Consider the following 23,207-nt stretch of genomic DNA (forward strand, 5'->3'; position numbering starts at 1 on the left):
ACCAAATAAGAAATGGGTGACGGACATAACAGAGTTCACCCTATTTGATGAGAAACTGTATGTCTCCGCAGTAATGGACTTATACAACAAGGAAATTATAGGCTATCAGATCGGAAGTACACCAGATAAAATATTCGTCATGAAAACGATTAAGATGGTATTAGACAAAAGAATGGACGTGGATGGCCTGATTCTTCATAGCGACAGAGGAGGCCAATACACGTCCCGTGCCCTGCAGGACACTCTTGAATCTTACGGAATCCGTTTGAGCATGTCCCGGGCAGGCAATCCATTTGATAACGCCTGCATCGAGAGTTTCTTTTCCCATTTCAAAACGGAATCCATCTACCCTTATGATGTCCAAACATTAGAAGAATTAGAACAACGAATTGTAGAGTATATACACTTTTACAATCATGAGCGAAGACAAAGGAAACTAAATAAGATGTCACCAGTTAACTTTAGGCTTCAACACGCTGCATAATGGGAAGGAAATTGCTCCCTACTTGAATTAAAACTGTGATCGCATTTGAGAATACAGCTTGATATGGAGTAAACGCATGGTAACCTAGATGAGGTGAATCCAGCTTTGAATAGCCTGGTTTCCTGGTGCGAGAACCATGCGTGGAGAGGCTCCATGTCAAGCTATATGAATAATAGACAATATACCATAAGAAAAAGGGAGCAATTTCCTTTTAAGGATAATTACTCCCGGGGTTTTTTAAACTTCCACTTTTTTGGGGCTAGACCAAAGAAACGGTACGGGTTTCGTTTATACTTCCATAATGATTGGTAAAATCATTGGACGACGTTTTGTTTTTTCATATAAATATGGTGCTAACGTTTCGGTAATTTCGTTTTTAATTTCCGACCATTGCGATGTTTTACGTTCGAGTATTTTATTCAAATGTTTCGTAATAAGTGCTTGTGCATCATTAATTAAGTCGCCTGATTCGCGCATGTAAACGAATCCGCGGGAGATAATGTCAGGTCCAGCGGCAATTTTGTACTCTTTCATATTGATGCTGACAACAACAATGACGAGACCTTCTTCCGATAAAATGCGGCGATCACGTAACACGATGTTCCCAATATCGCCAATACCGCTACCGTCAATATAAACAGAGCCTGATGGGATTTTTCCAGCAATGTGTGCTCCATTATCCCCAAGAGCTAATACTTCACCGTTGTCCATAATAAAACAGTTTTCCGGCTTAATTCCACAATCAATTGCTAGTTGTGCATGCATGCGTTGCATTCGGTACTCACCGTGAATTGGCATAAAATACTTCGGCTTCATTAAGCGAATCATCAGCTTTTGTTCTTCTTGACCACCATGACCTGATGTATGGATGTCATTTAACGATCCATGGATGACGTCTGCTCCAGCACGAAATAGCTGGTTAATCGTCCGGTTTACACTTATCGTATTCCCAGGGATTGGGGATGAAGAGAACACGACCGTGTCACCAGGTTGAATTTGAATTTGTCGGTGCGTTCCGTTCGCGATTCGGGACAAGGCCGCCATTGGTTCGCCTTGGCTTCCCGTACATAATATTGTTATTTGATGTGCAGGCAGACGATTAATTTGTTGAGCATCAATGAAAGTATCTTTCGGGCAGCGAATATAACCTAACTCCCGACCAATTTCAATCGCTGCTTCCATACTGCGACCAAAGACAGCAATTTTTCGTCCGTTTAACACCGCCGCTTCGGTGACTTGCTGCAGACGATGAATGTTTGAAGCAAAAGTTGCAAAAATAATGCGGCCTTCTACTTTACGGAAAATGTCATGAATGCTTTCCCCTACACGACGTTCCGACATGGTAAAGTGGGGAACTTCACTATTTGTCGAATCTGACAGAAGGCAAAGGACGCCTTCTTTTCCGATTTCGGCCATTTTTGTTAAGTTGGCCGGTTCACCTACAGGGGTAAAGTCAAACTTAAAGTCTCCCGTATGAACGATGTTTCCAGGAGGTGTTTTGACAACGATCCCATAGGAATCTGGGATACTGTGAGTTGTTCGGAAGAAGGTAACCGACGTTTTGCGAAATTTAATGACATCATCCTCTTTAATTTCATAAAGCTTTGCTTGACGAAGAAGACCATGTTCCTCTAACTTATTGCGAATGAGTCCGAGGGCCAACTTACCTCCATAAATTGGGACGTTAACTTGACGTAGCAAGTAAGGAATCCCACCTATATGGTCTTCGTGTCCGTGCGTAATAAACAACCCTTTAATTTTTTCTTCGTTTTTAACTAAATACGTGTAATCTGGAATGACGTAGTCGATTCCTAATAATTCGTCCTCCGGAAACTTAATACCCGCATCAATTAAAATAATTTCATCTTGAAATTGTACGCCATAAGTGTTTTTTCCAATTTCACCTAATCCGCCGAGGGCAAAAACCGCTGTTTGATCATTTTTTACGAATTTCATATATGATCAGATCTCCAATACTTTAAAGTCTTCGCGTTGTTTTTCATACTCTAAATATGCACCCTCAAGTAACTGGATATATTCGATGTTAATCGGTTTGGATCGTAACTTTTGGCGCACTTCTCGTTCAGATTCAGCTTCAATAAACAGAACTTTTGTGTTTTCACGTACTGGTGCTAAATCTAAGTTTTCTTGGTAATACACTTTAAAAATCATGTCTTTTCTCTCCTTACTCCGTTTTCAATAAAAATGTAACTTTTTCTATTATAAATAATGTTATAAACTTTTTCATGTTTTTTCATAACAACTTATGTATAGAAAGAAGAAGCCCTTCGCATTCAGAAGGGCTTTACTGTACGAAATTTCCATCCAATCAATTAAAAGGATTACGCGATTAATTTTTTTCTTAGAAGATCTTTCCATTGTTTTAAAAGCTTTTTACGTAGCTTTTTTAACATGGTAGATCACTCCCTACTTTTTATTTTAACCAATTCTATAGGAATGTAAAGTACGTGCCGTCTGTTTACTGCTAGTATATGATTTTTTAATCCTTTTTTTACGTGGGGATGAATGGAAATTATTCACAACTGTTAAGCGATAAAAAAATTATTGATTGTAAGCGTTGACAAAATTGACAAAGAAGTGGGAAGGCAGTAAGGTATAGACGGAATATAAAAAGAGGAGATTTATCGATGAAAAAAATTGTCTTTTTTGATATAGATGGCACGTTGTTAGATCATGAAAAACAGATACCAAAACGAACGAAAGAAGCGATTTACAAATTAAAGGAAAATGGAATATATGTCGCCATCGCCACCGGGCGAGCACCGTTTATGTTCCGTTCGTTAATTGAGGAATTAGAAATTGAAACATTTGTAAGTTTTAATGGTCAATATGTCGTCTTTGAAAATGATGTAATCTACAAAAATCCATTGCCAACGTCAGAAATTGAAGCTCTTTTAGAAGAGGCAAAAACGAAGGAACATCCTGTTGTTTTTATGAACCACCAAGAAATGAAAGGGAACATTGAACACCATACTTACATTGAAGAGAGTATGGGAAGTTTAAAATTTGACCATCCACCATATGATCCGACCTACTATCAAGAAAATGAAATTTATCAAGCACTTCTTTTCTGTCGTGAAGAGGAAGAAGAGCAGTATCTTCAAAAATATCCGAATTTCAAATTTGTTCGTTGGCATCCATATTCCACGGATATTCTTCCATCTGGAGGATCGAAAGCAGAGGGAATTAAAAAACTCATTTCCCGCTTGAACTTTTCCATGGAAGACGTTTATGCCTTTGGTGACGGTTTAAACGATATTGAAATGTTACAAAGCGTTGGTACCGGTGTTGCGATGGGAAATGCTCATCCAATCGTGAAAAAGGCGGCAAATGTTGTAACGAAAGATGTCGCTGATGATGGCATTTATGAAGGATTGAAAATGTTGAATTTAATTGACTAAATGAAAAGAGCTGACTTCCCGGAGAATCGGGATTGGTCAGCTCTTTTAACGTTCAATTGGACACGCATTTTCAATCGGACGAAACGGATCTTCTTTATTAATATGATCGTAAAACATAATGCCGTTTAAATGATCAATTTCGTGTTGAAAGACAATGGCTGGTAACCCTTTTAAACGCAACTTTACTTCATTACCGTCTACATCGTACCCTTTCACCGTAATACGAGCGTATCGAGGAACATATCCAGGGATAGGTTCGTCAACGGATAAACATCCTTCTCCAGAGGTTAAATATGCTTTTTCAACCGAATGACTAATAATTTTTGGGTTAAACAAGGCATAACTATACAACTTCCCTTTTTTATCGTGTACGTGAACGGCAATCATCCGTTTAGACACATTAATTTGTGGAGCTGCTAAGCCAATCCCCGGACGTAAGCCATATTTTTTGGCAATTTCCTCGTCTTGACTGTTAATGACATATTCTAAAAGACTTTTTAAAATTTCTTGATCTTCTTTAGAAGGTGGAAGTGAAACTTCTTCCGCTACTTTTCGTAAAGTCGGATGGCCATCTTTGATAATATCATCCATTGTAATCATACGTATCACTCCTATTTTCAAGCGGTGTTATATGCTTAAGTTTATCAAAAGTAGGCACTTCATTGAAAGATTTCCCTTTTACAATAGGCTCTGTTAAACGATACTGTTGATATTTATACAGTTCGCTTGTGGCGGACGCTTTCCGCGGCCCAAGCCGCTTCCCTCGCTACGCTCAAGTATGGGTCTTGCCTGGCTAGCTGTTCCCGCTGGAGTCGCCGTTCGTGTGAATAACTTGCTAAAAATCAACATTGACATATAACTTAGCCTTACAATTAAGAAAGCATATGAAATTCCTATTGTTTGACACTAGACGAGAAAAACGAGAAGGCATGTTCTTTCCTAAACCTTCATATGCTGGAAATAACCACAAAAATAAATGGACAATCGAATCTAAAAGCGATAAGATGACAGAAGGATTGATAGTAGAGGGTAACAAGGTCATAGGAGGGCAAACATGAAAATAATCAAATTAATAGCATTTCTTATCGTGATTTTATCAGGTTGCGTGGGGATGACTAGCCCTGAAGAGCAAATTTATGAAATTTTAGAAAAAACGGTGACACTCGAAGAAGAGTTTCAGAAACAACAAGATCCTCTAGTAGAACATGAACAAGCGGAACAGGATTTATATAATCAAATTATGTCATTAGGTATGAAAGATTTCGACCAAATTGTTCAACTTTCTAATGAAGCACTTGAGCACGCTGAAAAAAGAGAAGAGCTAATCCAAAAAGAACGTCAATCGATTGAAAAAGCGCAGCAGGAATTTATAAAAGTAGAAGACATCGTTCCTACCATAAAAGATGAAAAAATAAAAGCAGAAGCAAAAAAACTAGTTAAAACGATGTCTGACCGTTATGAAGCCCATAAACAATTATATGAAGCTTACATGGAAGGACTGGCGTTAGATAAGGAACTTTATCAAATGTTCCAACGAGAAGATTTGACAATGGAAGAACTAGAAGAACATTTAACGAAAATTAATGAAGCGTATGAGCGTGTACTTGCTGCCAACGAAGCGTTTAATCAAAAAACAGAAGTATACAATGAATTAAAATTACAGTTTTATCAACAAGCTGGTTTAGAAGTGAGCAAGGATGGGGAATAATTTTTTAAAAGCATCTAATTCTTGATTAGGTGCTTTTTTGTTGTTTTGAAAAAAGGGGACTAAAGGTTCGTAAGTTATTTTAAAAAAATGTTTATGCTATAACAGTTTCGAGATGTTGTTCTTTTTATAATACAGACAACCAGATTCCATTAGTACAGTTATGTTGTTCGAAAAAAATAAATTTTATGAACGTGGCGATTTTCTTTGATATTTAACGATTGACGAATCGATTTTTTTTATTGTACACTAAAGGACGAACAAAAGAAGTTGTATCATTTGTTTTATTATTTTTATTGATACAGTTTGTTTTTTTTGATTGAGGAATCAAACGTTTGTATCCTGTATATTCGTGGAAAACTATAAGTGATGTCCTAATTAGAACGAAAAGAAGTAAGTTTCCGTTTTTTAGGGTACCCTATGTTTTGGTCTTTCTTTTTTATGAAATTCTTACGGAGAGAAAGGAAGAGGTGACATTTGATGGCATCTAAAACAAAAAAAGCTCAGTTCGATGCGAAAAAGACGCTCGAGAACATTGAAGCACAATTTGAAATGTTCCAAATCTTAAATGAAAATGGCGAAGTAGTAAACGAGGCTGCGATGCCAGAATTATCGGATGAACAACTTCAAGAGTTAATGCGCCGTATGGTGTATACTCGTGTTCTTGACCAACGTTGTATTTCTTTAAATCGTCAAGGACGTCTTGGTTTCTATGCACCAACAGCTGGACAAGAAGCGTCCCAAATTGCTTCTCAATTCGCTTTAGAAAAAGAAGACTTTATATTACCAGGATATCGTGACGTTCCACAGATCGTATGGCACGGGTTACCGTTATATCAAGCGTTCTTATTCTCACGCGGACACTTCCATGGTAACCAAATTCCTGAAGGTGTAAATGTATTACCTCCACAAATTATTATCGGTGCACAATACATTCAAACAGCTGGTGTGGCACTTGGTATGAAAAAACGTGGTAAAAAAGCCATTGCGATTACTTATACAGGTGACGGAGGTTCTTCTCAAGGGGACTTCTATGAAGGAATTAACTTTGCCGGTGCGTTTAATGCTCCTGCAGTATTTGTTGTTCAAAACAACTTATTCGCGATATCAACGCCACGTGAAAAACAAACCGCTGCAAAAACAATTGCTCAAAAAGCGGTGGCAGCAGGTATTCCAGGCGTGTTAGTAGATGGTATGGACCCATTAGCGGTATATGCTGCTGTTCGTGAAGCTCGTGAACGTGCAATTAACGGTGAAGGTCCAACTTTAATTGAAACACTTTGCTATCGTTATGGTCCACATACAATGGCTGGTGACGATCCAACTCGTTATCGTTCTCAAGAGCTTGACAAAGAATGGGAGAAAAAAGATCCGCTCGTACGCTTCCGTAAATTCTTAGAAGCAAAAGGTTTATGGAACGAAGAAATGGAAAACGAAACAATCGAAAAAGCAAAAGATGACATTAAAGAAGCTATTAAGAAAGCGGACGAAACACCAAAACAAAAAGTAACTGATTTAATCTCCATCATGCACGAAGGTGAACTTCCTTTCAACTTAAAAGAGCAATACGAAATTTACAAAGAAAAGGAGTCGAAGTAAGCCATGGCGCAAATGACAATGATTCAAGCGATCACAGATGCGTTACGCACTGAATTACGCAATGACCCAAACGTATTAGTGTTCGGTGAAGACGTTGGGGTAAACGGAGGCGTATTCCGTGCAACTGAAGGTCTTCAAAAAGAATTTGGTGAAGACCGCGTATTCGACACGCCACTTGCTGAATCTGGTATCGGTGGTTTAGCGATCGGTCTTGCATTACAAGGATATCGTCCTGTTCCAGAAATCCAATTCTTTGGCTTCGTATACGAAGTAATGGATGCGATTAGCGGTCAAATGGCTCGTATGCGTTATCGTTCTGGTGGACGTTATCATGCGCCAATTACAGTACGTTCTCCATTCGGTGGAGGTGTACATACACCTGAGCTACACGCCGATAGCCTTGAAGGATTAATGGCACAACAACCAGGATTAAAAGTTGTTATCCCATCAACACCATACGATGCGAAAGGATTATTAATTTCTGCGATCCGTGACAATGATCCAGTAATTTTCTTAGAGCATATGAAATTGTACCGTTCATTCCGTCAAGAAGTACCTGAAGAAGAATATACAATTCCGATTGGTAAAGCGGATATTAAACGTGAAGGTAAAGATATTTCTATCATTGCATACGGGGCAATGGTTCATGAGGCATTAAAAGCAGCAGATGAACTTGAAAAAGAAGGTTATTCCGCTGAAGTTATTGACCTTCGTACAGTAAGCCCACTTGACATTGACACAATCATTGCTTCTGTTGAAAAAACGAACCGTGCGATTGTTGTACAAGAAGCTCAGAAACAAGCAGGTATTGCAGCAAATGTGGTAGCAGAAATTAACGACCGTGCGATTTTAAGCTTAGAAGCACCGGTTTTACGTGTAGCTGCACCTGACACTGTTTATCCTTTCTCTCAAGCAGAACCAGTATGGCTGCCAAACTACAAAGATATTATTGAGACCGCGAAAAAAGTATTAACGTTCTAATGTAAATGCACCTAGAGAAGGGGGATTTTCCCTCTTCTTTCTGTCCTATTGAACAAGACTGTGAGAAAAGATTAGGAGGGTGAATACCAGTGGCATTCCAATTTAGACTTCCAGACATCGGTGAAGGTATCCATGAAGGTGAAATTGTTAAATGGTTTGTAAAACCTGGAGATAAAGTTCAAGAAGATGACGTACTTTGTGAAGTGCAAAACGATAAAGCAGTTGTTGAAATTCCTTCTCCTGTTACAGGTACGGTACAAGAAATTTTAGTCGAAGAAGGATCTGTAGCGGTTGTTGGAGATGTACTCGTTACATTTGATGCACCAGGTTATGAAAATCTCCAATTTAAGGGAGATCATGGTACAGAAGAAAAACAAGAGGAAGCAAAAGAAGAGCCGAAAGCTGAACAAGCTGAAGAAACAAAACAAACGACAGATGTTGATCCGAACCGCCGAATAATTGCAATGCCATCTGTTCGTAAATATGCTCGTGAAAAAGGCGTTGACATTCGTCAAGTTACTGGTTCTGGAAAAAATGGCCGTATCCTAAAAGAAGATATCGATGCGTTCTTACAAGGTGGCGCTCAAGTTCAAGCGGCAGAAGCAGCTCCAGTAACTGAAACAGCTGTTGAAACAACTTCTACAGAAACAACTGAAGCAAAAGCTCAAGAAGCACCAGTTCTTGAAGGTCAATATCCAGAAACTCGTGAGAAAATGAGCGGTATCCGTAAAGCAATTGCCAAAGCGATGGTGAACTCTAAACATACAGCTCCTCACGTAACATTAATGGACGAAGTAGATGTAACGAAACTTGTTGCACATCGTAAGAAATTCAAAGAAGTGGCAGCAGAAAAAGGTATCAAGCTTACGTTCTTACCTTACGTTGTAAAAGCATTGGTAAGCGCGTTACGTGAGTATCCAACATTAAATACGTCCATTGATGATGAAACATCTGAAATTATCCATAAGCATTACTACAACATTGGTATTGCAGCAGATACCGAAAAAGGTCTTCTTGTACCAGTTGTTAAAGATGCAGACAAGAAGTCAATGTTTGCTATTTCTAAAGAAATTAATGAGTTAGCAGTTAAAGCACGTGAAGGAAAACTTACTCCAAACGAAATGAAAGGTGCTTCATGCACAATTACAAACATCGGTTCTGCTGGTGGTCAATGGTTTACACCTGTAATTAACCACCCAGAGGTTGCAATTTTAGGAATTGGTCGAATTCAAGAAAAACCTGTAGTAAAAAATGGTGAAATTGTAGCCGCACCTGTGTTAGCATTATCATTGAGCTTTGATCACCGAATCATAGATGGTGCCACTGCTCAATATGCGCTTAACCACATTAAGCGCTTGTTAAACGATCCAGAATTATTACTAATGGAGGCGTAATGGTATGGTAGTAGGAGATTTCCCAATCGAAACTGATACTCTTGTCATTGGTGCAGGACCTGGTGGGTACGTAGCTGCAATTCGTGCTGCTCAACTTGGTCAAAAAGTAACGATCGTTGAAAAGGCGAATTTAGGAGGCGTTTGCTTAAACGTTGGTTGTATTCCTTCTAAAGCCTTAATTGCGGCAGGTCATCGTTACGAGATTGCGAAAGAATCTGCTGATATGGGTATTACAGCAGAAAATGTTAAAGTAGACTTTTCAAAAGTTCAAGAATGGAAAGCAAGTGTAGTTAAAAAATTAACAGGTGGTGTAGAAGGTCTCCTTAAAGGAAACAAAGTAGAAATTGTTAAAGGAGAAGCATACTTCGTTGATGCGAACACAGTTCGTGTGATGGACGAAAATTCTGCACAAACATACAAATTCAAACATGCGATTATCGCAACAGGTTCTCGTCCAATTGAACTTCCTGCATTTAAGTACTCTAAACGTGTACTTGACTCCACTGGTGCACTGAACCTTGAAGAAATTCCAAACAAATTGGTTGTCATCGGTGGTGGTTACATTGGAACAGAGCTTGGTACGGCTTATGCTAACTTCGGTACAAAAGTAACTATCTTAGAAGGGGCAGAAGAAATTCTTTCAGGATTTGAAAAACAAATGACGGCCCTTGTTAAACGTAACTTAAAGAAAAAAGGTGTAGAAATCTTCACAAAAGCGATGGCTAAAGGTGTAGAAGAAAAAGAAGATGGCGTAGTCGTTACATTTGAAGCGAACGGTGAAGAAAAAACGATCGAAGCTGACTACGTGTTAGTAACGGTTGGTCGTCGTCCAAACACAGATGAACTAGGTCTTGAGCAAGTTGGTATTGAATTAACAGAACGCGGTCTAATCAAGATCGATAAACAATGCCGTACAAGCGTACCAAATATCTTTGCAATTGGTGACGTTGTTGAAGGACCACCATTAGCGCATAAAGCATCTTACGAAGGTAAGATTGCTGCTGAAGCTATTGCCGGTCATCCATCTGAAATTGATTACTTAGGAATTCCGGCAGTTGTGTTCTCTGAGCCTGAATTAGCATCTGTTGGATACACTGAACAGCAAGCTAAAGAAGAAGGAATCGAAGTGGTTGCAGCGAAATTCCCATTTGCTGCAAACGGTCGTGCGCTAGCACTTAACGCAGCAGAAGGTTTCTTAAAACTTATCACTCGTAAAGAAGACGGCTTAGTAATCGGTGCGCAAATTGCCGGTCCAAGTGCATCTGATATGATTGCGGAGCTTGGTCTAGCAATCGAAGCTGGTATGACAGCAGAAGATATTGCTATGACGATCCACGCTCATCCAACACTTGGAGAAATTACAATGGAAGCTGCAGAAGTAGCTCTTGGAAACCCTATCCATATTGTAAAATAATAAAGAAAATCCCCTGCCCTTCAATGAGGGACAGGGGATTAATATTAATACCTGGATATACTTCGTATATTAATGTTAACAAAATTAGACCTTATTTTATTAAATATCCTATTATAGAGAGACAGTTCTTCATTCGAATGATTCGTCCTTCTTTTCTGTCCTAATAATTTTGCTCTGATGATGTTTTCTCTTCGAGAGCAGTAGAAACAGGTTTAATGATGTCTTCTTTTGATACATTTCCAATCACTTCAACTATAATTTCATTTCCATGTACGATAATCAGCGCTGGATATTCATCAATATCAAATCTCTCTTTCACTTCATGCTCTTTTCCGGGACTAATGACTACCATATTTTTAAATACTTCAGGATATTCTTTTTTTAACTCAATTAATGCATCATAGTATGAGACTTCATTTTTATAATCCGACTCATTTGAAAAGAAGAAAACTTGATTCTCATCCATCAATTCTTTTTCAGAAGGGGTTTCGTGCACACAACCGTTTAACAAGAGAAGGGAGATAAGAAGAAAAAAAGATCTGCCTCTCATACGTGGCGCCTCGCTTTATGGAATGATGATTGTAAAATTATTACTTCTTTTTTTGCTATTTTATCACATATACATGTACAAACACGGCTTGTAAATTAAATGTTACACAATTGAAACATAGAAGGTGGGCCTTAAGGGAAGTGATTCGATGAAAACGTATGTAGTATTATTAATTCATATGATAATTTGGAGTGGTTTTTCATTAGCTATTTGGTTGTCCCCAGATGATCATAAGGAATATAAATTATTAATGCTTTTTGTTTTTATTTACATCAGTGTTATCGTGGCCAACCGTTTTTTTTATTCCCTCCGACGCTCGATTGTGGTTACCGTGCTTAGCTTTGGATGTTATTTCGGAATTTATTCTTTTTTGTAATGTTCAAATCCAAAGAGAAAGGCTGACGAAACCTTGGGTTCGTCAGCCTTTGTTCCTTTTATTTCGTTTATTTTTTTCGAGTTGTTTTCATTTCTTCATTAAAAGATGTTATTAAAGAAACGACAATCATTAACATAATAACCGTAAACGGTAATGCCGCGATAATTGAAGCACGTTGTAATGCAGCTAAACCACCATTCCATAAAAGGATGGCAGCAGTAGCTGATTGAATAATACCCCAAACGAATTTCACTTGGTTTGATGGATTTAAACTTCCATTTGTTGTTTGCATACCAAGAACGAACGTAGCCGAGTCAGCTGATGTAATAAAGAAAGTACTAATTAATACAATGGCTATGGCAGATAAAAGGGTAGTTAATGGGAAATTTTCGAATACAGTAAACAAGGCAATTTCAACGCCTTTATTTGACATGACTTCCATAATATTTTTTCCAATGAAATGTTCTAAGTAAATACCAGTACCACCGAATACTGCAAACCATAGCATACCAAAAATGGTTGGTACAGCTAATACCCCAATGACAAATTCACGAACAGTACGTCCCCGAGATACACGGGCAATGAATGATCCAACAAATGGTGCCCATGCAATCCACCATGCCCAATAGAAAATGGTCCAATCTTGGAACCACGTAATATCTTGTTCAAACGGTGCTAACCGGAAGCTCATAGAAGGTAAATTTTGTAAGTATTGGCCGATGGTAGATGTGAAGACATCCATAATAAAGTTTGTTGGTCCAACAAAGAGTAAAAAGAGCATGAGTAATATCGCTAAGAAAATGTTAATATTACTTAAATATTTAATTCCACGGTTTAATCCTGTTTGAGCTGAAAGCATAAATAAGACAGTAACAACAGCCACAATCATCAATTGTGTACTAATCGTATTTGAAACACCATCAAACAAATAAGAAATTCCCCCACCGATTTGGATCGCTCCTAATCCTAAGGAAGTTGCTACCCCAAAGACGGTCGCAAACACGGCAATAAAATTAATAAAAACGCCTAAACCACCGTCAACACGGTCACCTAAAATCGGTCTTAGCGTGGAACTAATGACACCCGGTGAATGTTTACGGAATTGGGTGTAGGCTAAAGAAAGAGCAACAACCGTATATATCGCCCAAGGATGTAAGCCCCAATGGAAGTATGAATAGCGCATAGCTGCTCGAGCAGCTTCGTTCGTTTGTCCTTCAACAAACGGTGGAGAATAATAATGATACAATGGTTCAGCTACGCCCCAGAATACTAAACCAATCCCCATTCCAGCGCTAAAGAGCATCGCAAACCATGTTAAGAAGTTGTACTCTGGCTCCTCATTGTCTTTCCCCAAACGAATGTTCCCATACTTTGAGAATATTAAAATGAAGGCAAAAACTAAAAAGATGGATGCGGATAATAGATAAAACCACCCAAATTTTTCTAAAATGAAAGAGTGAACTTTTGTAGTAATTGTATCTAAATTTAACGTTGGAAATTTCTCTCTTGGTAGAAGTCCCCAAATAATAAACAATACTGTAACAATGACAGAAACGAAAAACACTGGGGTTACCTTCTTCATCAAATCTCCCCTTTCAATATGAAATTTTTTGTTTGAATGGATAAATTCGGTTCTTTTTCTAGATAAAAAATCAGTATAATAAATTGAGCCAATATCGTTTGAAAAAGACAATGAGCGCTTATGACAAATGGGTGTTGGGGCATACGGTTTACTATGTTACCATCTTTAGCTATTTTCGTAAAGGAAGGAGAATCCCTATGAATAAGATCATTATAGGTACCATGTTGTTACTACTGATTGCTGCATGCTCCCATACGTATACTGAGACAACCGATTCACCGCCTTCATATAAATACCCTGAACAAAAGGAAAATAAACATGAAAATAAGGGAAAAATTGAAAATAATGAAGAAAATGAGAAAGATGTTTTGAATATGCATGAGGAAGAAAAGGAAGTCCCACTTGTTCCACTCTACCGTGTAGATGAACATTCATGGACAATCGTTCCTATCGCGGATGCGAATGAAAAAGTTGTTCTATTGACAATCGATGATGCGCCTGATCAATATACGTTAGAAATGGCCAATATTCTTAAAGAGCTTGATGTCAAAGCGATCTTTTTCGTCAATGGTCATTTTTTAGATACGGAGGAAGAACAAAATGTTTTAAAAGAAATACACCAGTTAGGTTTTGAAATCGGAAATCATACGTACAGTCATTCCATGTTAAGTAAACTCTCTCCTGAAAAACAGAAAGAAGAGATTGTTAGGTTAAATAATTTGATTGAAAATATTATCGGTGAACGCCCGAAATTTTTCCGGGCACCATTTGGGGTGAATACAGAAATTAGTAAGGAGATTGTAAGGCAAGAAGGAATGCAGTTGATGAATTGGACGTACGGGTACGATTGGGAAAAGGAGTATCGAACGAAAGAAGCGTTGGAACACATTATGGTAGACACACCGTTGTTGCGTAATGGAGCTAACCTCTTAATGCACGACCGGGAGTGGACAAAAGAAGCTTTACGTAACATCGTTCTTGGCTTACAAGAAAAAGGATATGAAATAATAGATCCGGCACTGATTGCCACACCACAACCCAATCAATAGAAGCAAATGTAAAAGGTACAGGACATATGCCTGTACCTTTTATTTCTTTCTTTTCTTTTTTTCGAGTGAAAAGTCCATTAACCGACCGTTAAACAAAGTAACTTTCCCTTTTAGTTTCGGTCCAAATGATTTACAAAACTCGTTCGCTTTCCCTTTATCAGCATGAGTAGATTGGGGATGGAGCTGAATGTAAAGAGAAGAATCGTCCCAAAATAGAAAGATCCCCCAATAATGACGTTCAAACCCTCGTAAAAAAATTTCATGCTCGTTTACTTCTTCTATTTGATAAGGAAAAGCTGCTTCTTCGTATGCCCATCCTAGCTGAGCACCTGTTCTTTTCATTTGTTCCTTATATTCATCAAATAATGTGATCACCTTCTCTTTTGTTATTGGCAGATGATCGGGTACATCGATTTTTGCTCGTTCCATTTGTGTACCTCCTCTCAATAAATAACTAGTCCACATATATGCAGCAATACCGATAATTAGAACAAAAAAATTAAATGTGACATACAATTTAGGGTTGAAAAATCAAAAGTGTTATATTATTATCTAATTAAGCAAACAAATAAAACGCTTACTTCACTATTTTTGTGAAAGGGAGTATGGAGATGGGAACAATCGTATGTCAAACTTGCAACGCAACCATTGATCATTTTGAAGATGAGAAAGTAACGGTTCTTTATTCTACTTGTTGCGGTTGCAACGAAGAGTCCACGGATGAAGAGTAATATATAAACGGTCTTTAAGGGGAATATGTGTGCTGCTAATAGATAAACGGATGAAACTGTCCTTGAGAGAGGACAGTTTTTTTCTTGTTGAGCTATATAATCATGTCATACTTATACACGTATAAATAAAATAACAATGAGGACAAGCCTCATTGTTATTTTATCGCTCTATGTTCTTTGATGACGCGTAATGTTTTTAATTCGAAATCTTCCGGACCTTGAACCGGTAAACCGACTTCTAAGTTTTTCTTAATGTAACGTAAGTTCTCTTCTGTAATAATTTCGCCAGGAATAAAAATAGGAATTCCTGGTGGATAGACCATGATAAATTCGGCGATAATGCGACCAACCGATTTTTCAAACGGCACCACTTCCGTATCGGAATAAAAGGCCTCCCGTGGAGACAGGGCTAAAAGTGGAATATCTGGTAGCATTACATTAGCTGAAACTTCATTGGCTAAGTGCTTGAATGTATCGGAAAGCTTTTGTAGTGCTTCCACAAGGATAGTTGCTTCCCGTTCGGTATCACCAGGTGTTACAATGCAGAGAATATTATATAAATCGGAGAGCTCAACTTCAATGTTATATACTTCTCTCAGCCATTTTTCTGCATCATAACCAGTAATCCCTAAATCTTTCACGGAGATAATAAGCTTTGTAGGATCCATATCATAGGCGGCATTTGTTCCTAAAATTTCTTCGCCTACACAGTACAAATGTTCAATTTTGTTAACTTCATTCCGAATCCACTGGGCTAACCGAATCGTTTGGTCTAACATGCTTTTTCCTTCGGTAGCCAAACGTTTACGGGCGACATCTAAAGAAGCCAGTAATAAATACGATGTCGAAGTCGTTGTGAGCATGCTTAAAATCGTTTGGACTCGTTTCGCTGACACGAGACCTTCTCGAACGTTTAAAATGGAGCTTTGTGTCATCGATCCACCTAATTTATGCACACTAGTTGCGGCCATATCTGCTCCTGCTTGCATGGCCGATAGCGGAAGATCATCATGGAAATGAATGTGTACACCATGTGCTTCATCAACTAAGACTGGAACGTTGTAAGAATGGGCGATATCGACGATTTTTTTCAAATCGGCAGATACACCAAAATACGTTGGATTGATAACTAAAACCCCTTTGGCATCAGGGTGTTGTTTCAATGCTTTTTCAACAGCATCGGTAGAAATCCCATGGGAAATTCCTAACCGGTCATCAATTTCCGGATGAATAAAAATAGGCGTTGCACCTGAAAAAACAATGGCTGACATGACTGATTTATGCACATTCCGAGGGACAATTATTTTATCTCCAGGACCACAAACAGACATGACCATTGTCATGATTGCACCACTTGTGCCTTGGACGGAAAAGAATGTATAGTCAGCACCAAAGGCTTTAGCAGCTAAGTCTTGTGCCTTTTTAATGATTCCTTTCGGTTGGTGCAAATCGTCTAATGGCGCGATATTAATTAAGTCGATAGACAATGCGTTTTCACCGATGAATTGCCGAAACTCAGGGTCCATTCCAGTTCCTTTTTTATGTCCTGGAATATGAAATTGTATCGGATTCTTTTTAGCATGTTCTTTTAACCCAGTAAATAGTGGCGTTTCAAATTGTGACAATTCATTTCACACCTCTTTATATGTTAAAATCAAATTTATCCCAACTTAACGGGCAGTAACTTTCAGTGGTGGATGAAGGTCCCCACTGATGAAAGTTAAACTTTATACAAATAGACGATTAAACATAAAACAAATGCATTATAGCACTTATATTATCCGTTTGGAAAGGGGAAAATTTGCTACTTCAATAGTTTTTTTAAGAAAAGGATTTTTATCGTGAATAGAGAAGTAATGGAGGAAAAGATAGGAGGAGTGAGCACGATGAATTTTGAAACACGAGTCACGAAATTATTGAATATTCAATATCCAATCATTCAAGGAGGCTTAGCTCATTTAGCCTATTCAGAATTAGCCGCAGCGGTTTCCAATGCTGGGGGACTTGGACAAATCACAGCCATGTCCTTACCAAGTCCAGAAGATTTGCGAGAGGAAATTAAAAAAGTGAGACAATTAACGGATAAACCGTTTGGAGTCAATTTTGCGATTGGTCAACATGGGCGTCCATTTTCGCATTATCTCGATGTGGCCATTGAAGAAAAAGTACCTGTCATTTCGATGACTGGTGGAAATCCAACACCACTTTTTGAACAATTAAAAGGGGTAGACGTAAAAAAACTCGTGTTAGTAGCAGCGAAACGTCAAGCTCAAAAAGCGGAAGAGCTTGGAGCGGATGCGGTGATGGTCGTTGGCCAAGAAGGTGGAGGACATTTAGGTAAGCATGATATCGGAACGTTTGTACTAATCCCTCAAGTAGTAGACGCGGTATCCATCCCGGTAATTGCCTCTGGCGGGATCGGTGATGGTCGAGGTCTCATGGCCGCTTTCGCTTTAGGTGCAGAAGGAATCGAAATGGGTACTCGCTTTATTGCAACAAAAGAATGTGTTCATGCATCGGATGTCTATAAGCAGGCGTTGATTGAAGGAACAGAAAATGATACAGTAGTGATTAAGCGCTCGCTCGGTGCACCAGCCCGTGCCATCGCTAACTCTTGGACTGAAAAAATATTAGAAATCGAACGACAAAACGGTGGATATGAAGCATTAAAAGATTATATTAGTGGCACCGCCAATAAGCGTTTTATTTATGATGGTAAAGTGGATGAAGGTTTTGCTTGGGCAGGCCAAGTGATGGGACTTATAAAAGATGTCCCGACTGTTCAAGAACTATTCGACCGGATGATTCATGAGGCGGAATCCATTCGTCGTCGCTGGTCGATGGAATAACAGAAAAAGCAGGTGGAACATGATGGAATATCAATATCCGTTCTCGTATGATTGGACAACACAAGAAATAATCGATGTGATTAAGTTTTTTGAAGCGGTCGAAACAGTGTACGAAAAAGGTATGAACCGCGATGAATTTATGACCTTTTATCGACGATTTAAAGAAATCGTTCCTAGTAAAGCGGAAGAAAAAAAGTATTGTAATGAATTTGCTGATTCGAGTGGGTATTCACCTTACCATGTAGTGAAAAAAATGAAGGAATCAAATCCAGGCGATTTTGTGAAAATGGAATCGTAATAAGATGGGGACAGTGCACAGAACCCTGTCAAGTAGACAATGAAAAAAAGAGTATATTAAGCTGCGGCCTTTTCTCGGTATTCAATCGGGGAAAGGCCGTTGAATTTTTCTTGGAATCGATCTTTATTGTAAAAATCTATATACTCCTTAATCGCCCTATATGCTTGAGCGATTGATTTAGGACGCACTTTAATTCAACAGTATATGATGTAAAAGTTTGTCCTTTTTTTGCCATAGAAAAATCCCCTCCCAGGAAGACTATTAAGAACATCATACCATGCTCTTTTTTTTTTTAATGTCTACCTGTAGGGGATAATACCACAGTCCCCTCTTTTTGTTGGAGGAATAATTTTACACTTTCACTTCATTCGGCGAGTTGGCAAGCTGATAAAGAGGCAAAAGTGTTTTAAATGTGTTTTCAATCGTTTGAAGAAGTTCGTTTCCAGACATGTTTAACACTTTTTCCTTTGACAGGTGAATGCCACAAAGTATTTCTGCTTTTTTTACGTTCATTAATCGTTCAAACAATTGACGTAAGTCGTCTTCTGTAAGTTCTTTATGAACATTTGCGTAAGGAACCGTATGATCACTAGACCATACATAATGAGAAGGAATTGTGTCGACAATTTGTTTAAAGTTGGTTGTAAATGCTTGTCCGATTTGTTCTTTATAGGGATTTTCGTAAATAACCGCAAAGTAAACAAAAAGATGCGATCCCCATAACCCGATTTGAAAATGTGGTAGTTTTTTATACCCCCTTTTGTTAGGAGCAAAGGCTACCCACGTATCATCAGGAGGATTTTTCGTACGGCGAGCATGTTTGGCAACATGGGCAAACATTTCTTCCCCTGTAAAGGAGCTTAGGATAGGAGCAAAATATTGTCCGAGTTGTTCTAATTTTGGACGCACATATGTAATAATCCCATCCATTCTGTCCTCTAATCCTGGTATTGAAAAGACATCAAAATCTTGTGAAGTAAAGCTTTGAAATGCCATTGACCGATACTCCTTTATTTTTTATTTTAGTCTATTTTAACAAAACGCTCTGTTAAACGATACTGTTGATATTTATACATATCGCTTGTGGCGGACGCTTTACGCGGGCAAGGTGCAAGCCGCTTCCCTCGCTCCGCTCAAGTAAGGGTCTTGCGGCTTCTTGTTCCCGCTGGAGTCGCCGCCGAGTGAATAACTTGCTAAAAATCAACAATGACATATAACATAGCCTAACAAAAAATAATGTTAGAACTTAGAATGTGGATAAGTAGGTTATAACACAATTTAGTTGCATCAACATGAATCCGTTCATACAATAAATACAAAGTTATTAGAAAATTCGGACATAAAAAAGGGGTGGGAACCGTGAAACAATTGGTCAATTCTTCGAGAAAAAAAGACTATATGAAACAACGTTTAGCGGTATTACGTCTGGAAATGGATTATGAATTAGCGGTGTTATATGAAGCCATGCAAGAACAAGATGTTGAAAAACAAGCGACAAGTAAGAAAAAATTAAATCATATTCGGGAAGAACTGATGAAGTTAAATGCCTTATAATCGCTAGTGGATGGGAGGGAAAGTAATAATTATAATGAAAAAAAATCATACCCTACTCGAGTGAACGAGCGTCCGAAATATCCATCGGAGGTTCGTTTTTTTGAGGTTCACTCCCTATAATAAGTTTAGCCTGAGGTAAATGAAAGTGCAAAAACTTGATTGCAAACAGGAATTATTTTAAGCTAATGAATACATATTATTGGATGCTAAATGGGGGATCACTCATGACAAATTGGACAGAAATTCATGAACACGTACAGCATTGGATTCGAGAAGCTGGGCAACGTATTAAACAGTCGTTTTCTACGACGTTACATGTGCAGTCTAAATCGAATCGAAACGATTTAGTAACGAACATCGATCGAGAAACGGAACAATATTTTATTCAGCGTATTCGTGATACATATCCCACGCATACCATATTAGGAGAAGAAGGATTTGGTGATGATGTCAATTCATTAGATGGCATCGTTTGGATTATTGATCCGATAGACGGAACGATGAATTTTGTTCACCAACAGCGTAATTTTGCCATTTCCATCGGAATTTATGAAGATGGGAAGGGAAAGCTTGGTTATATTTATGATGTCGTTCATGAAGAGTTATATTGGGCCCAATCTGGAAAAGGAGCGTTTTTGAATGATCAACCGCTACCACCTTTAGAGGAAGGACATGTGGAAGATGCCGTAATTGCCCTTAATGCCACATGGGTAAAACCTAACAAACGCATCGACCACCAACTTCTTATTCCGTTAGTCCAAGATGTGCGTGGCACGAGATCGTATGGTTCAGCGGCGATTGAAATGGCATATGTCGCTGCGGGAAGGCTAGATGCATATATCACGATGCGTTTGTCTCCATGGGACTTTGCGGCTGGGAAAATTATTGTAGAAGAACTTGGCGGGAAAATGACCAAGTTGAACGGAGAACCCCTTAATTTACTAGAGAAAAGCTCGGTTTTCGTCAGTAAACCTGGTTTGCACGAGAAAATTCTTACAAAATATTTGCATGCATTGAAGTAAAAAAAACCTATGGATTTATTTCCATAGGTTTTTGCAATTGTCTATAACTTTCCTTCTTCACGCATTTTTTTCTTTGTCTTAAAACCATGCCCCATGATTAAAATAAGGGACAAAAGACTAATCACTGCAATTAGAATGCTACGTTCTCCAATGGCAATACCGATTCCCATGATGGAACAAGCAGCAAGAATAGCGTAGAGAACAAAAATCCATTTAATATCTTTCATTACATCACACCCCTATTCCTTTCCATTGTACATAATCAAGTTCTTCTTTTCTACTGAATGTGATATAATAACTTGGTTGAAAATACTGATACGACACGATAGGCAGGAGTGACGAACTTGAAACTACGTGAAAATATACGAAATATCGCCATCATCGCCCACGTTGACCATGGAAAAACAACTTTAGTGGATCAATTATTAAAGCAATCGGGTACGTTTCGTTCAAATGAACATGTTGAAGAACGAGCGATGGATTCCAATGACTTAGAACGGGAACGAGGAATCACAATTTTAGCAAAAAATACTGCTATTCAATATAAAGATGTCAAAATAAATATTTTGGATACACCAGGACACGCCGATTTTGGCGGAGAAGTCGAGCGAATTATGAAAATGGTCGATGGAGTTCTTTTAGTTGTTGATGCGTACGAAGGGTGTATGCCACAAACCCGCTTCGTTTTAAAGAAAGCATTAGAACAAAATTTAACACCAATTGTCGTAGTGAACAAAATTGACCGTGAATTTGCCCGGCCAGAAGAAGTTGTCGATGAAGTGCTGGAATTGTTTATCGAACTTGATGCCAATGATGATCAATTAGAGTTTCCTGTCATTTATACATCAGCCATTAACGGGACGGCTAGTACAGACCCTCATCGTCAAGATGACAACATGGAAGCGTTATTCGAGGCGATTGTCCAACATATCCCGGCACCAGTCGATAATAAAGAAGAACCCCTCCAATTCCAAGTCGCCTTGTTAGACTATAATGATTATGTAGGAAGAATTGGGATTGGCCGTATCTTCCGAGGAACAATGAAAGTTGGTCAACAAGTTGCTTTGATGAAACTCGACGGAAGTGTAAAGCAATTCCGAGTGACGAAAATGTTTGGCTTTTTCGGTTTAAAGCGTCAAGAAATTCTAGAAGCTTACTCCGGTGATTTAGTCGCTGTTTCAGGAATGGAAGATATTAATGTAGGTGAAACCGTTTGTCCTATTGACCATCAAGAAGCATTACCGGTTCTTCGAATTGATGAACCAACTTTACAAATGACGTTCCTCGTGAATAATAGCCCATTTGCTGGAAGAGAAGGAAAATATGTAACCGCTCGAAAAATCGAGGAGCGCCTTCAAGCACAGTTGCAAACGGATGTCAGCTTACGAGTTGAACCAACTGATTCTCCGGATGCTTGGATCGTTTCGGGACGTGGAGAGCTCCATTTATCCATATTAATCGAAAATATGCGCCGAGAAGGTTATGAGCTTCAAGTTTCCAAACCGGAAGTAATTGTGAAGGAAATTGACGGGGTGCGCTGTGAGCCAGTAGAGCGGGTACAAATTGATATTCCTGAGGAGTATACGGGTGCAGTCATTGAATCATTAGGTTCCCGTAAAGGGGAAATGTTAGATATGATTAACAACGGAAATGGACAAGTCCGTCTTATTTTTATGGTTCCAGCAAGAGGCTTAATTGGATATACTACGGAATTTATGACGTTGACGAGAGGATATGGGATTATCAACCACTCGTTCGACAGTTATCAACCGATGCAACCGGGTAAAGTTGGTGGACGTCGTCAAGGGGTACTCGTCTCATTAGAAACTGGAAAAGCAACACAATATGGAATCATGCAAGTAGAAGATCGCGGGACCATTTTTGTTGAACCCGGAACGGAAATTTACGAGGGAATGATTGTTGGGGAGCACACAAGGGAAAATGACCTTACAGTGAATATTACGAAGGTGAAGCATGCAACCAATATTCGCTCGGCTACGAAAGAACAAACAACAACGATGAAAAAACCGAAAATCATGACTCTTGAGGAAGCTTTAGAATATTTAAACGATGATGAGTATTGTGAAGTAACGCCAAAGTCTATTCGACTAAGGAAGAAAATTTTAGATAAAAATGAACGTGAAAAAGTAGCGAAAAAGAAAAAGTATGCAGAAATGAATCGATAAGGAGGGGTTAG

Annotated in this window: 25 protein-coding genes and 1 pseudogene; 14 read left to right on the forward strand and 12 right to left on the reverse strand. The window is 38.6% G+C overall.

Features of this window, described 5'->3' with window-relative positions:
• A partial coding sequence (locus H0Z31_02705) for an IS3 family transposase (GenBank protein ID MBO8176346.1) occupies positions 1-484 on the forward strand: 484 nt, incomplete at its 5' end.
• A gap of 288 nt (positions 485-772) precedes the next feature.
• Here H0Z31_02705 and H0Z31_02710 read toward each other — a convergent pair.
• Both H0Z31_02710 and H0Z31_02715 read right to left on the reverse strand, forming a co-directional pair.
• Positions 773-2,440, reverse strand: coding sequence for a ribonuclease J (locus tag H0Z31_02710; GenBank protein MBO8176347.1), 1,668 nt, complete (start codon positions 2,438-2,440; stop codon positions 773-775).
• A gap of 6 nt (positions 2,441-2,446) precedes the next feature.
• Positions 2,447-2,656, reverse strand: coding sequence for a DNA-dependent RNA polymerase auxiliary subunit epsilon family protein (locus tag H0Z31_02715; protein ID MBO8176348.1), 210 nt, complete (start codon positions 2,654-2,656; stop codon positions 2,447-2,449).
• A 476-nt stretch (positions 2,657-3,132) separates the two neighbouring features.
• Between H0Z31_02715 and H0Z31_02720 the strand changes: the two genes are divergently transcribed.
• Positions 3,133-3,906, forward strand: coding sequence for a Cof-type HAD-IIB family hydrolase (locus H0Z31_02720; protein MBO8176349.1), 774 nt, complete (start codon positions 3,133-3,135; stop codon positions 3,904-3,906).
• 45 nt (positions 3,907-3,951) lie between these two features.
• Here the strand turns inward: H0Z31_02720 and H0Z31_02725 are convergent, their stop codons facing one another.
• Entirely contained in the window at positions 3,952-4,506 is a 555-nt protein-coding gene (locus tag H0Z31_02725; GenBank protein ID MBO8176350.1) for a peptide deformylase, read from the reverse strand.
• 93 nt (positions 4,507-4,599) lie between these two features.
• The gene (locus H0Z31_02730; protein MBO8176351.1) at positions 4,600-4,761 is read right to left on the reverse strand and encodes a hypothetical protein; all 162 of its coding nucleotides are present in this window, start codon (positions 4,759-4,761) and stop codon (positions 4,600-4,602) included.
• A gap of 199 nt (positions 4,762-4,960) precedes the next feature.
• Between H0Z31_02730 and H0Z31_02735 the strand changes: the two genes are divergently transcribed.
• The 5 genes from H0Z31_02735 to lpdA all read left to right on the forward strand — a co-directional run bounded on the left by H0Z31_02735 (position 4,961) and on the right by lpdA (position 10,999).
• A complete protein-coding gene (locus tag H0Z31_02735) occupies positions 4,961-5,614 on the forward strand; it encodes a YkyA family protein (GenBank protein ID MBO8176352.1) in 654 nt (217 codons plus the stop codon).
• Positions 5,615-6,091: 477 nt separating this feature from the next.
• Positions 6,092-7,210 (forward strand): pyruvate dehydrogenase (acetyl-transferring) E1 component subunit alpha, encoded by a 1,119-nt coding sequence (gene pdhA, locus H0Z31_02740; GenBank protein ID MBO8176353.1) that lies wholly within the window; start codon positions 6,092-6,094, stop codon positions 7,208-7,210.
• A 3-nt stretch (positions 7,211-7,213) separates the two neighbouring features.
• A complete protein-coding gene (locus H0Z31_02745; GenBank protein MBO8176354.1) occupies positions 7,214-8,191 on the forward strand; it encodes an alpha-ketoacid dehydrogenase subunit beta in 978 nt (325 codons plus the stop codon).
• 89 nt (positions 8,192-8,280) lie between these two features.
• Positions 8,281-9,585: a 2-oxo acid dehydrogenase subunit E2 gene (locus H0Z31_02750; protein ID MBO8176355.1), complete on the forward strand. Its 1,305-nt coding sequence runs from the start codon at positions 8,281-8,283 to the stop codon at positions 9,583-9,585.
• A gap of 4 nt (positions 9,586-9,589) precedes the next feature.
• Positions 9,590-10,999: a dihydrolipoyl dehydrogenase gene (gene lpdA / locus H0Z31_02755; GenBank protein MBO8176356.1), complete on the forward strand. Its 1,410-nt coding sequence runs from the start codon at positions 9,590-9,592 to the stop codon at positions 10,997-10,999.
• A 160-nt stretch (positions 11,000-11,159) separates the two neighbouring features.
• Here lpdA and H0Z31_02760 read toward each other — a convergent pair whose 3' ends face one another.
• Both H0Z31_02760 and H0Z31_02765 read right to left on the reverse strand, forming a co-directional pair.
• Positions 11,160-11,549, reverse strand: a complete 390-nt coding sequence (locus H0Z31_02760; protein MBO8176357.1) for a small peptidoglycan-associated lipoprotein — start codon at positions 11,547-11,549, stop codon at positions 11,160-11,162.
• Between the two features lie 443 nt (positions 11,550-11,992).
• Positions 11,993-13,507 (reverse strand): BCCT family transporter, encoded by a 1,515-nt coding sequence (locus H0Z31_02765; protein MBO8176358.1) that lies wholly within the window; start codon positions 13,505-13,507, stop codon positions 11,993-11,995.
• 197 nt (positions 13,508-13,704) lie between these two features.
• Between H0Z31_02765 and H0Z31_02770 the strand changes: the two genes are divergently transcribed.
• Positions 13,705-14,556: a polysaccharide deacetylase family protein gene (locus H0Z31_02770; protein MBO8176359.1), complete on the forward strand. Its 852-nt coding sequence runs from the start codon at positions 13,705-13,707 to the stop codon at positions 14,554-14,556.
• A 39-nt stretch (positions 14,557-14,595) separates the two neighbouring features.
• Here the strand turns inward: H0Z31_02770 and H0Z31_02775 are convergent, their stop codons facing one another.
• On the reverse strand, positions 14,596-14,985 hold the full coding sequence (locus H0Z31_02775) for a DUF1885 family protein (GenBank protein MBO8176360.1): 390 nt from the start codon (positions 14,983-14,985) through the stop codon (positions 14,596-14,598).
• Between the two features lie 182 nt (positions 14,986-15,167).
• Between H0Z31_02775 and H0Z31_02780 the strand changes: the two genes are divergently transcribed.
• Complete coding sequence (locus tag H0Z31_02780) at positions 15,168-15,287, forward strand: GapA-binding peptide SR1P (GenBank protein ID MBO8176361.1); 120 nt, start codon at positions 15,168-15,170, stop codon at positions 15,285-15,287.
• Positions 15,288-15,442: 155 nt separating this feature from the next.
• Here the strand turns inward: H0Z31_02780 and H0Z31_02785 are convergent, their stop codons facing one another.
• Entirely contained in the window at positions 15,443-16,912 is a 1,470-nt protein-coding gene (locus H0Z31_02785) for an aminotransferase class I/II-fold pyridoxal phosphate-dependent enzyme (protein ID MBO8176362.1), read from the reverse strand.
• Between the two features lie 261 nt (positions 16,913-17,173).
• Between H0Z31_02785 and H0Z31_02790 the strand changes: the two genes are divergently transcribed.
• Entirely contained in the window at positions 17,174-18,136 is a 963-nt protein-coding gene (locus tag H0Z31_02790) for a nitronate monooxygenase (GenBank protein ID MBO8176363.1), read from the forward strand.
• 22 nt (positions 18,137-18,158) lie between these two features.
• Complete coding sequence (locus H0Z31_02795; protein ID MBO8176364.1) at positions 18,159-18,434, forward strand: UPF0223 family protein; 276 nt, start codon at positions 18,159-18,161, stop codon at positions 18,432-18,434.
• Positions 18,435-18,490: 56 nt separating this feature from the next.
• Here the strand turns inward: H0Z31_02795 and H0Z31_02800 are convergent.
• The 3 genes and pseudogenes from H0Z31_02800 to H0Z31_02810 form a co-directional block, all read right to left on the reverse strand.
• Positions 18,491-18,616: pseudogene (locus H0Z31_02800) on the reverse strand (IS3 family transposase).
• 169 nt (positions 18,617-18,785) lie between these two features.
• Positions 18,786-19,430 (reverse strand): DUF1054 domain-containing protein, encoded by a 645-nt coding sequence (locus tag H0Z31_02805; GenBank protein MBO8176365.1) that lies wholly within the window; start codon positions 19,428-19,430, stop codon positions 18,786-18,788.
• 52 nt (positions 19,431-19,482) lie between these two features.
• Entirely contained in the window at positions 19,483-19,647 is a 165-nt protein-coding gene (locus H0Z31_02810) for a hypothetical protein (GenBank protein ID MBO8176366.1), read from the reverse strand.
• Positions 19,648-19,793: 146 nt separating this feature from the next.
• Between H0Z31_02810 and H0Z31_02815 the strand changes: the two genes are divergently transcribed.
• Both H0Z31_02815 and H0Z31_02820 read left to right on the forward strand, forming a co-directional pair.
• Positions 19,794-19,988, forward strand: a complete 195-nt coding sequence (locus tag H0Z31_02815) for a hypothetical protein (protein ID MBO8176367.1) — start codon at positions 19,794-19,796, stop codon at positions 19,986-19,988.
• Positions 19,989-20,212: 224 nt separating this feature from the next.
• Entirely contained in the window at positions 20,213-21,010 is a 798-nt protein-coding gene (locus H0Z31_02820; GenBank protein MBO8176368.1) for an inositol monophosphatase family protein, read from the forward strand.
• Between the two features lie 41 nt (positions 21,011-21,051).
• On the opposite strand, the gene H0Z31_02825 is transcribed toward H0Z31_02820, so the two are convergent.
• Complete coding sequence (locus tag H0Z31_02825) at positions 21,052-21,237, reverse strand: YlaF family protein (GenBank protein MBO8176369.1); 186 nt, start codon at positions 21,235-21,237, stop codon at positions 21,052-21,054.
• A 117-nt stretch (positions 21,238-21,354) separates the two neighbouring features.
• Here H0Z31_02825 and typA point away from each other — a divergent pair, with 117 nt between their 5' ends.
• Complete coding sequence (gene typA / locus H0Z31_02830; protein ID MBO8176370.1) at positions 21,355-23,196, forward strand: translational GTPase TypA; 1,842 nt, start codon at positions 21,355-21,357, stop codon at positions 23,194-23,196.
• The last annotated feature ends 11 nt before the right edge of the window (positions 23,197-23,207 follow it).

It is taken from the genome of Bacillus sp. (in: firmicutes) (genome assembly GCA_017656295.1).
GTDB lineage: Bacteria > Bacillota > Bacilli > Bacillales > JACDOC01 > JACDOC01.

Excerpts from the sequence above, each read along its gene's own strand:
- H0Z31_02795 (MBO8176364.1), top strand. The coding sequence starts at position 18,159 with ATGGAATATCAATATCCGTTCTCGTATGATTGGACAACACAAGAAATA.
- H0Z31_02730 (MBO8176351.1), bottom strand. The coding sequence starts at position 4,761 with ATGTCAATGTTGATTTTTAGCAAGTTATTCACACGAACGGCGACTCCA.
- H0Z31_02745 (MBO8176354.1), top strand. The coding sequence starts at position 7,214 with ATGGCGCAAATGACAATGATTCAAGCGATCACAGATGCGTTACGCACT.
- H0Z31_02720 (MBO8176349.1), top strand. The coding sequence starts at position 3,133 with ATGAAAAAAATTGTCTTTTTTGATATAGATGGCACGTTGTTAGATCAT.
- H0Z31_02820 (MBO8176368.1), top strand. The coding sequence starts at position 20,213 with ATGACAAATTGGACAGAAATTCATGAACACGTACAGCATTGGATTCGA.
- H0Z31_02765 (MBO8176358.1), bottom strand. The coding sequence starts at position 13,507 with ATGAAGAAGGTAACCCCAGTGTTTTTCGTTTCTGTCATTGTTACAGTA.
- H0Z31_02810 (MBO8176366.1), bottom strand. The coding sequence starts at position 19,647 with ATGTCATTGTTGATTTTTAGCAAGTTATTCACTCGGCGGCGACTCCAG.
- H0Z31_02735 (MBO8176352.1), top strand. The coding sequence starts at position 4,961 with ATGAAAATAATCAAATTAATAGCATTTCTTATCGTGATTTTATCAGGT.
- H0Z31_02780 (MBO8176361.1), top strand. The coding sequence starts at position 15,168 with ATGGGAACAATCGTATGTCAAACTTGCAACGCAACCATTGATCATTTT.
- H0Z31_02760 (MBO8176357.1), bottom strand. The coding sequence starts at position 11,549 with ATGAGAGGCAGATCTTTTTTTCTTCTTATCTCCCTTCTCTTGTTAAAC.
- H0Z31_02770 (MBO8176359.1), top strand. The coding sequence starts at position 13,705 with ATGAATAAGATCATTATAGGTACCATGTTGTTACTACTGATTGCTGCA.
- H0Z31_02790 (MBO8176363.1), top strand. The coding sequence starts at position 17,174 with ATGAATTTTGAAACACGAGTCACGAAATTATTGAATATTCAATATCCA.
- H0Z31_02805 (MBO8176365.1), bottom strand. The coding sequence starts at position 19,430 with ATGGCATTTCAAAGCTTTACTTCACAAGATTTTGATGTCTTTTCAATA.
- pdhA (MBO8176353.1), top strand. The coding sequence starts at position 6,092 with ATGGCATCTAAAACAAAAAAAGCTCAGTTCGATGCGAAAAAGACGCTC.
- H0Z31_02775 (MBO8176360.1), bottom strand. The coding sequence starts at position 14,985 with ATGGAACGAGCAAAAATCGATGTACCCGATCATCTGCCAATAACAAAA.
- lpdA (MBO8176356.1), top strand. The coding sequence starts at position 9,590 with ATGGTAGTAGGAGATTTCCCAATCGAAACTGATACTCTTGTCATTGGT.
- H0Z31_02715 (MBO8176348.1), bottom strand. The coding sequence starts at position 2,656 with ATGATTTTTAAAGTGTATTACCAAGAAAACTTAGATTTAGCACCAGTA.
- H0Z31_02710 (MBO8176347.1), bottom strand. The coding sequence starts at position 2,440 with ATGAAATTCGTAAAAAATGATCAAACAGCGGTTTTTGCCCTCGGCGGA.
- H0Z31_02825 (MBO8176369.1), bottom strand. The coding sequence starts at position 21,237 with ATGAAAGATATTAAATGGATTTTTGTTCTCTACGCTATTCTTGCTGCT.
- H0Z31_02725 (MBO8176350.1), bottom strand. The coding sequence starts at position 4,506 with ATGATTACAATGGATGATATTATCAAAGATGGCCATCCGACTTTACGA.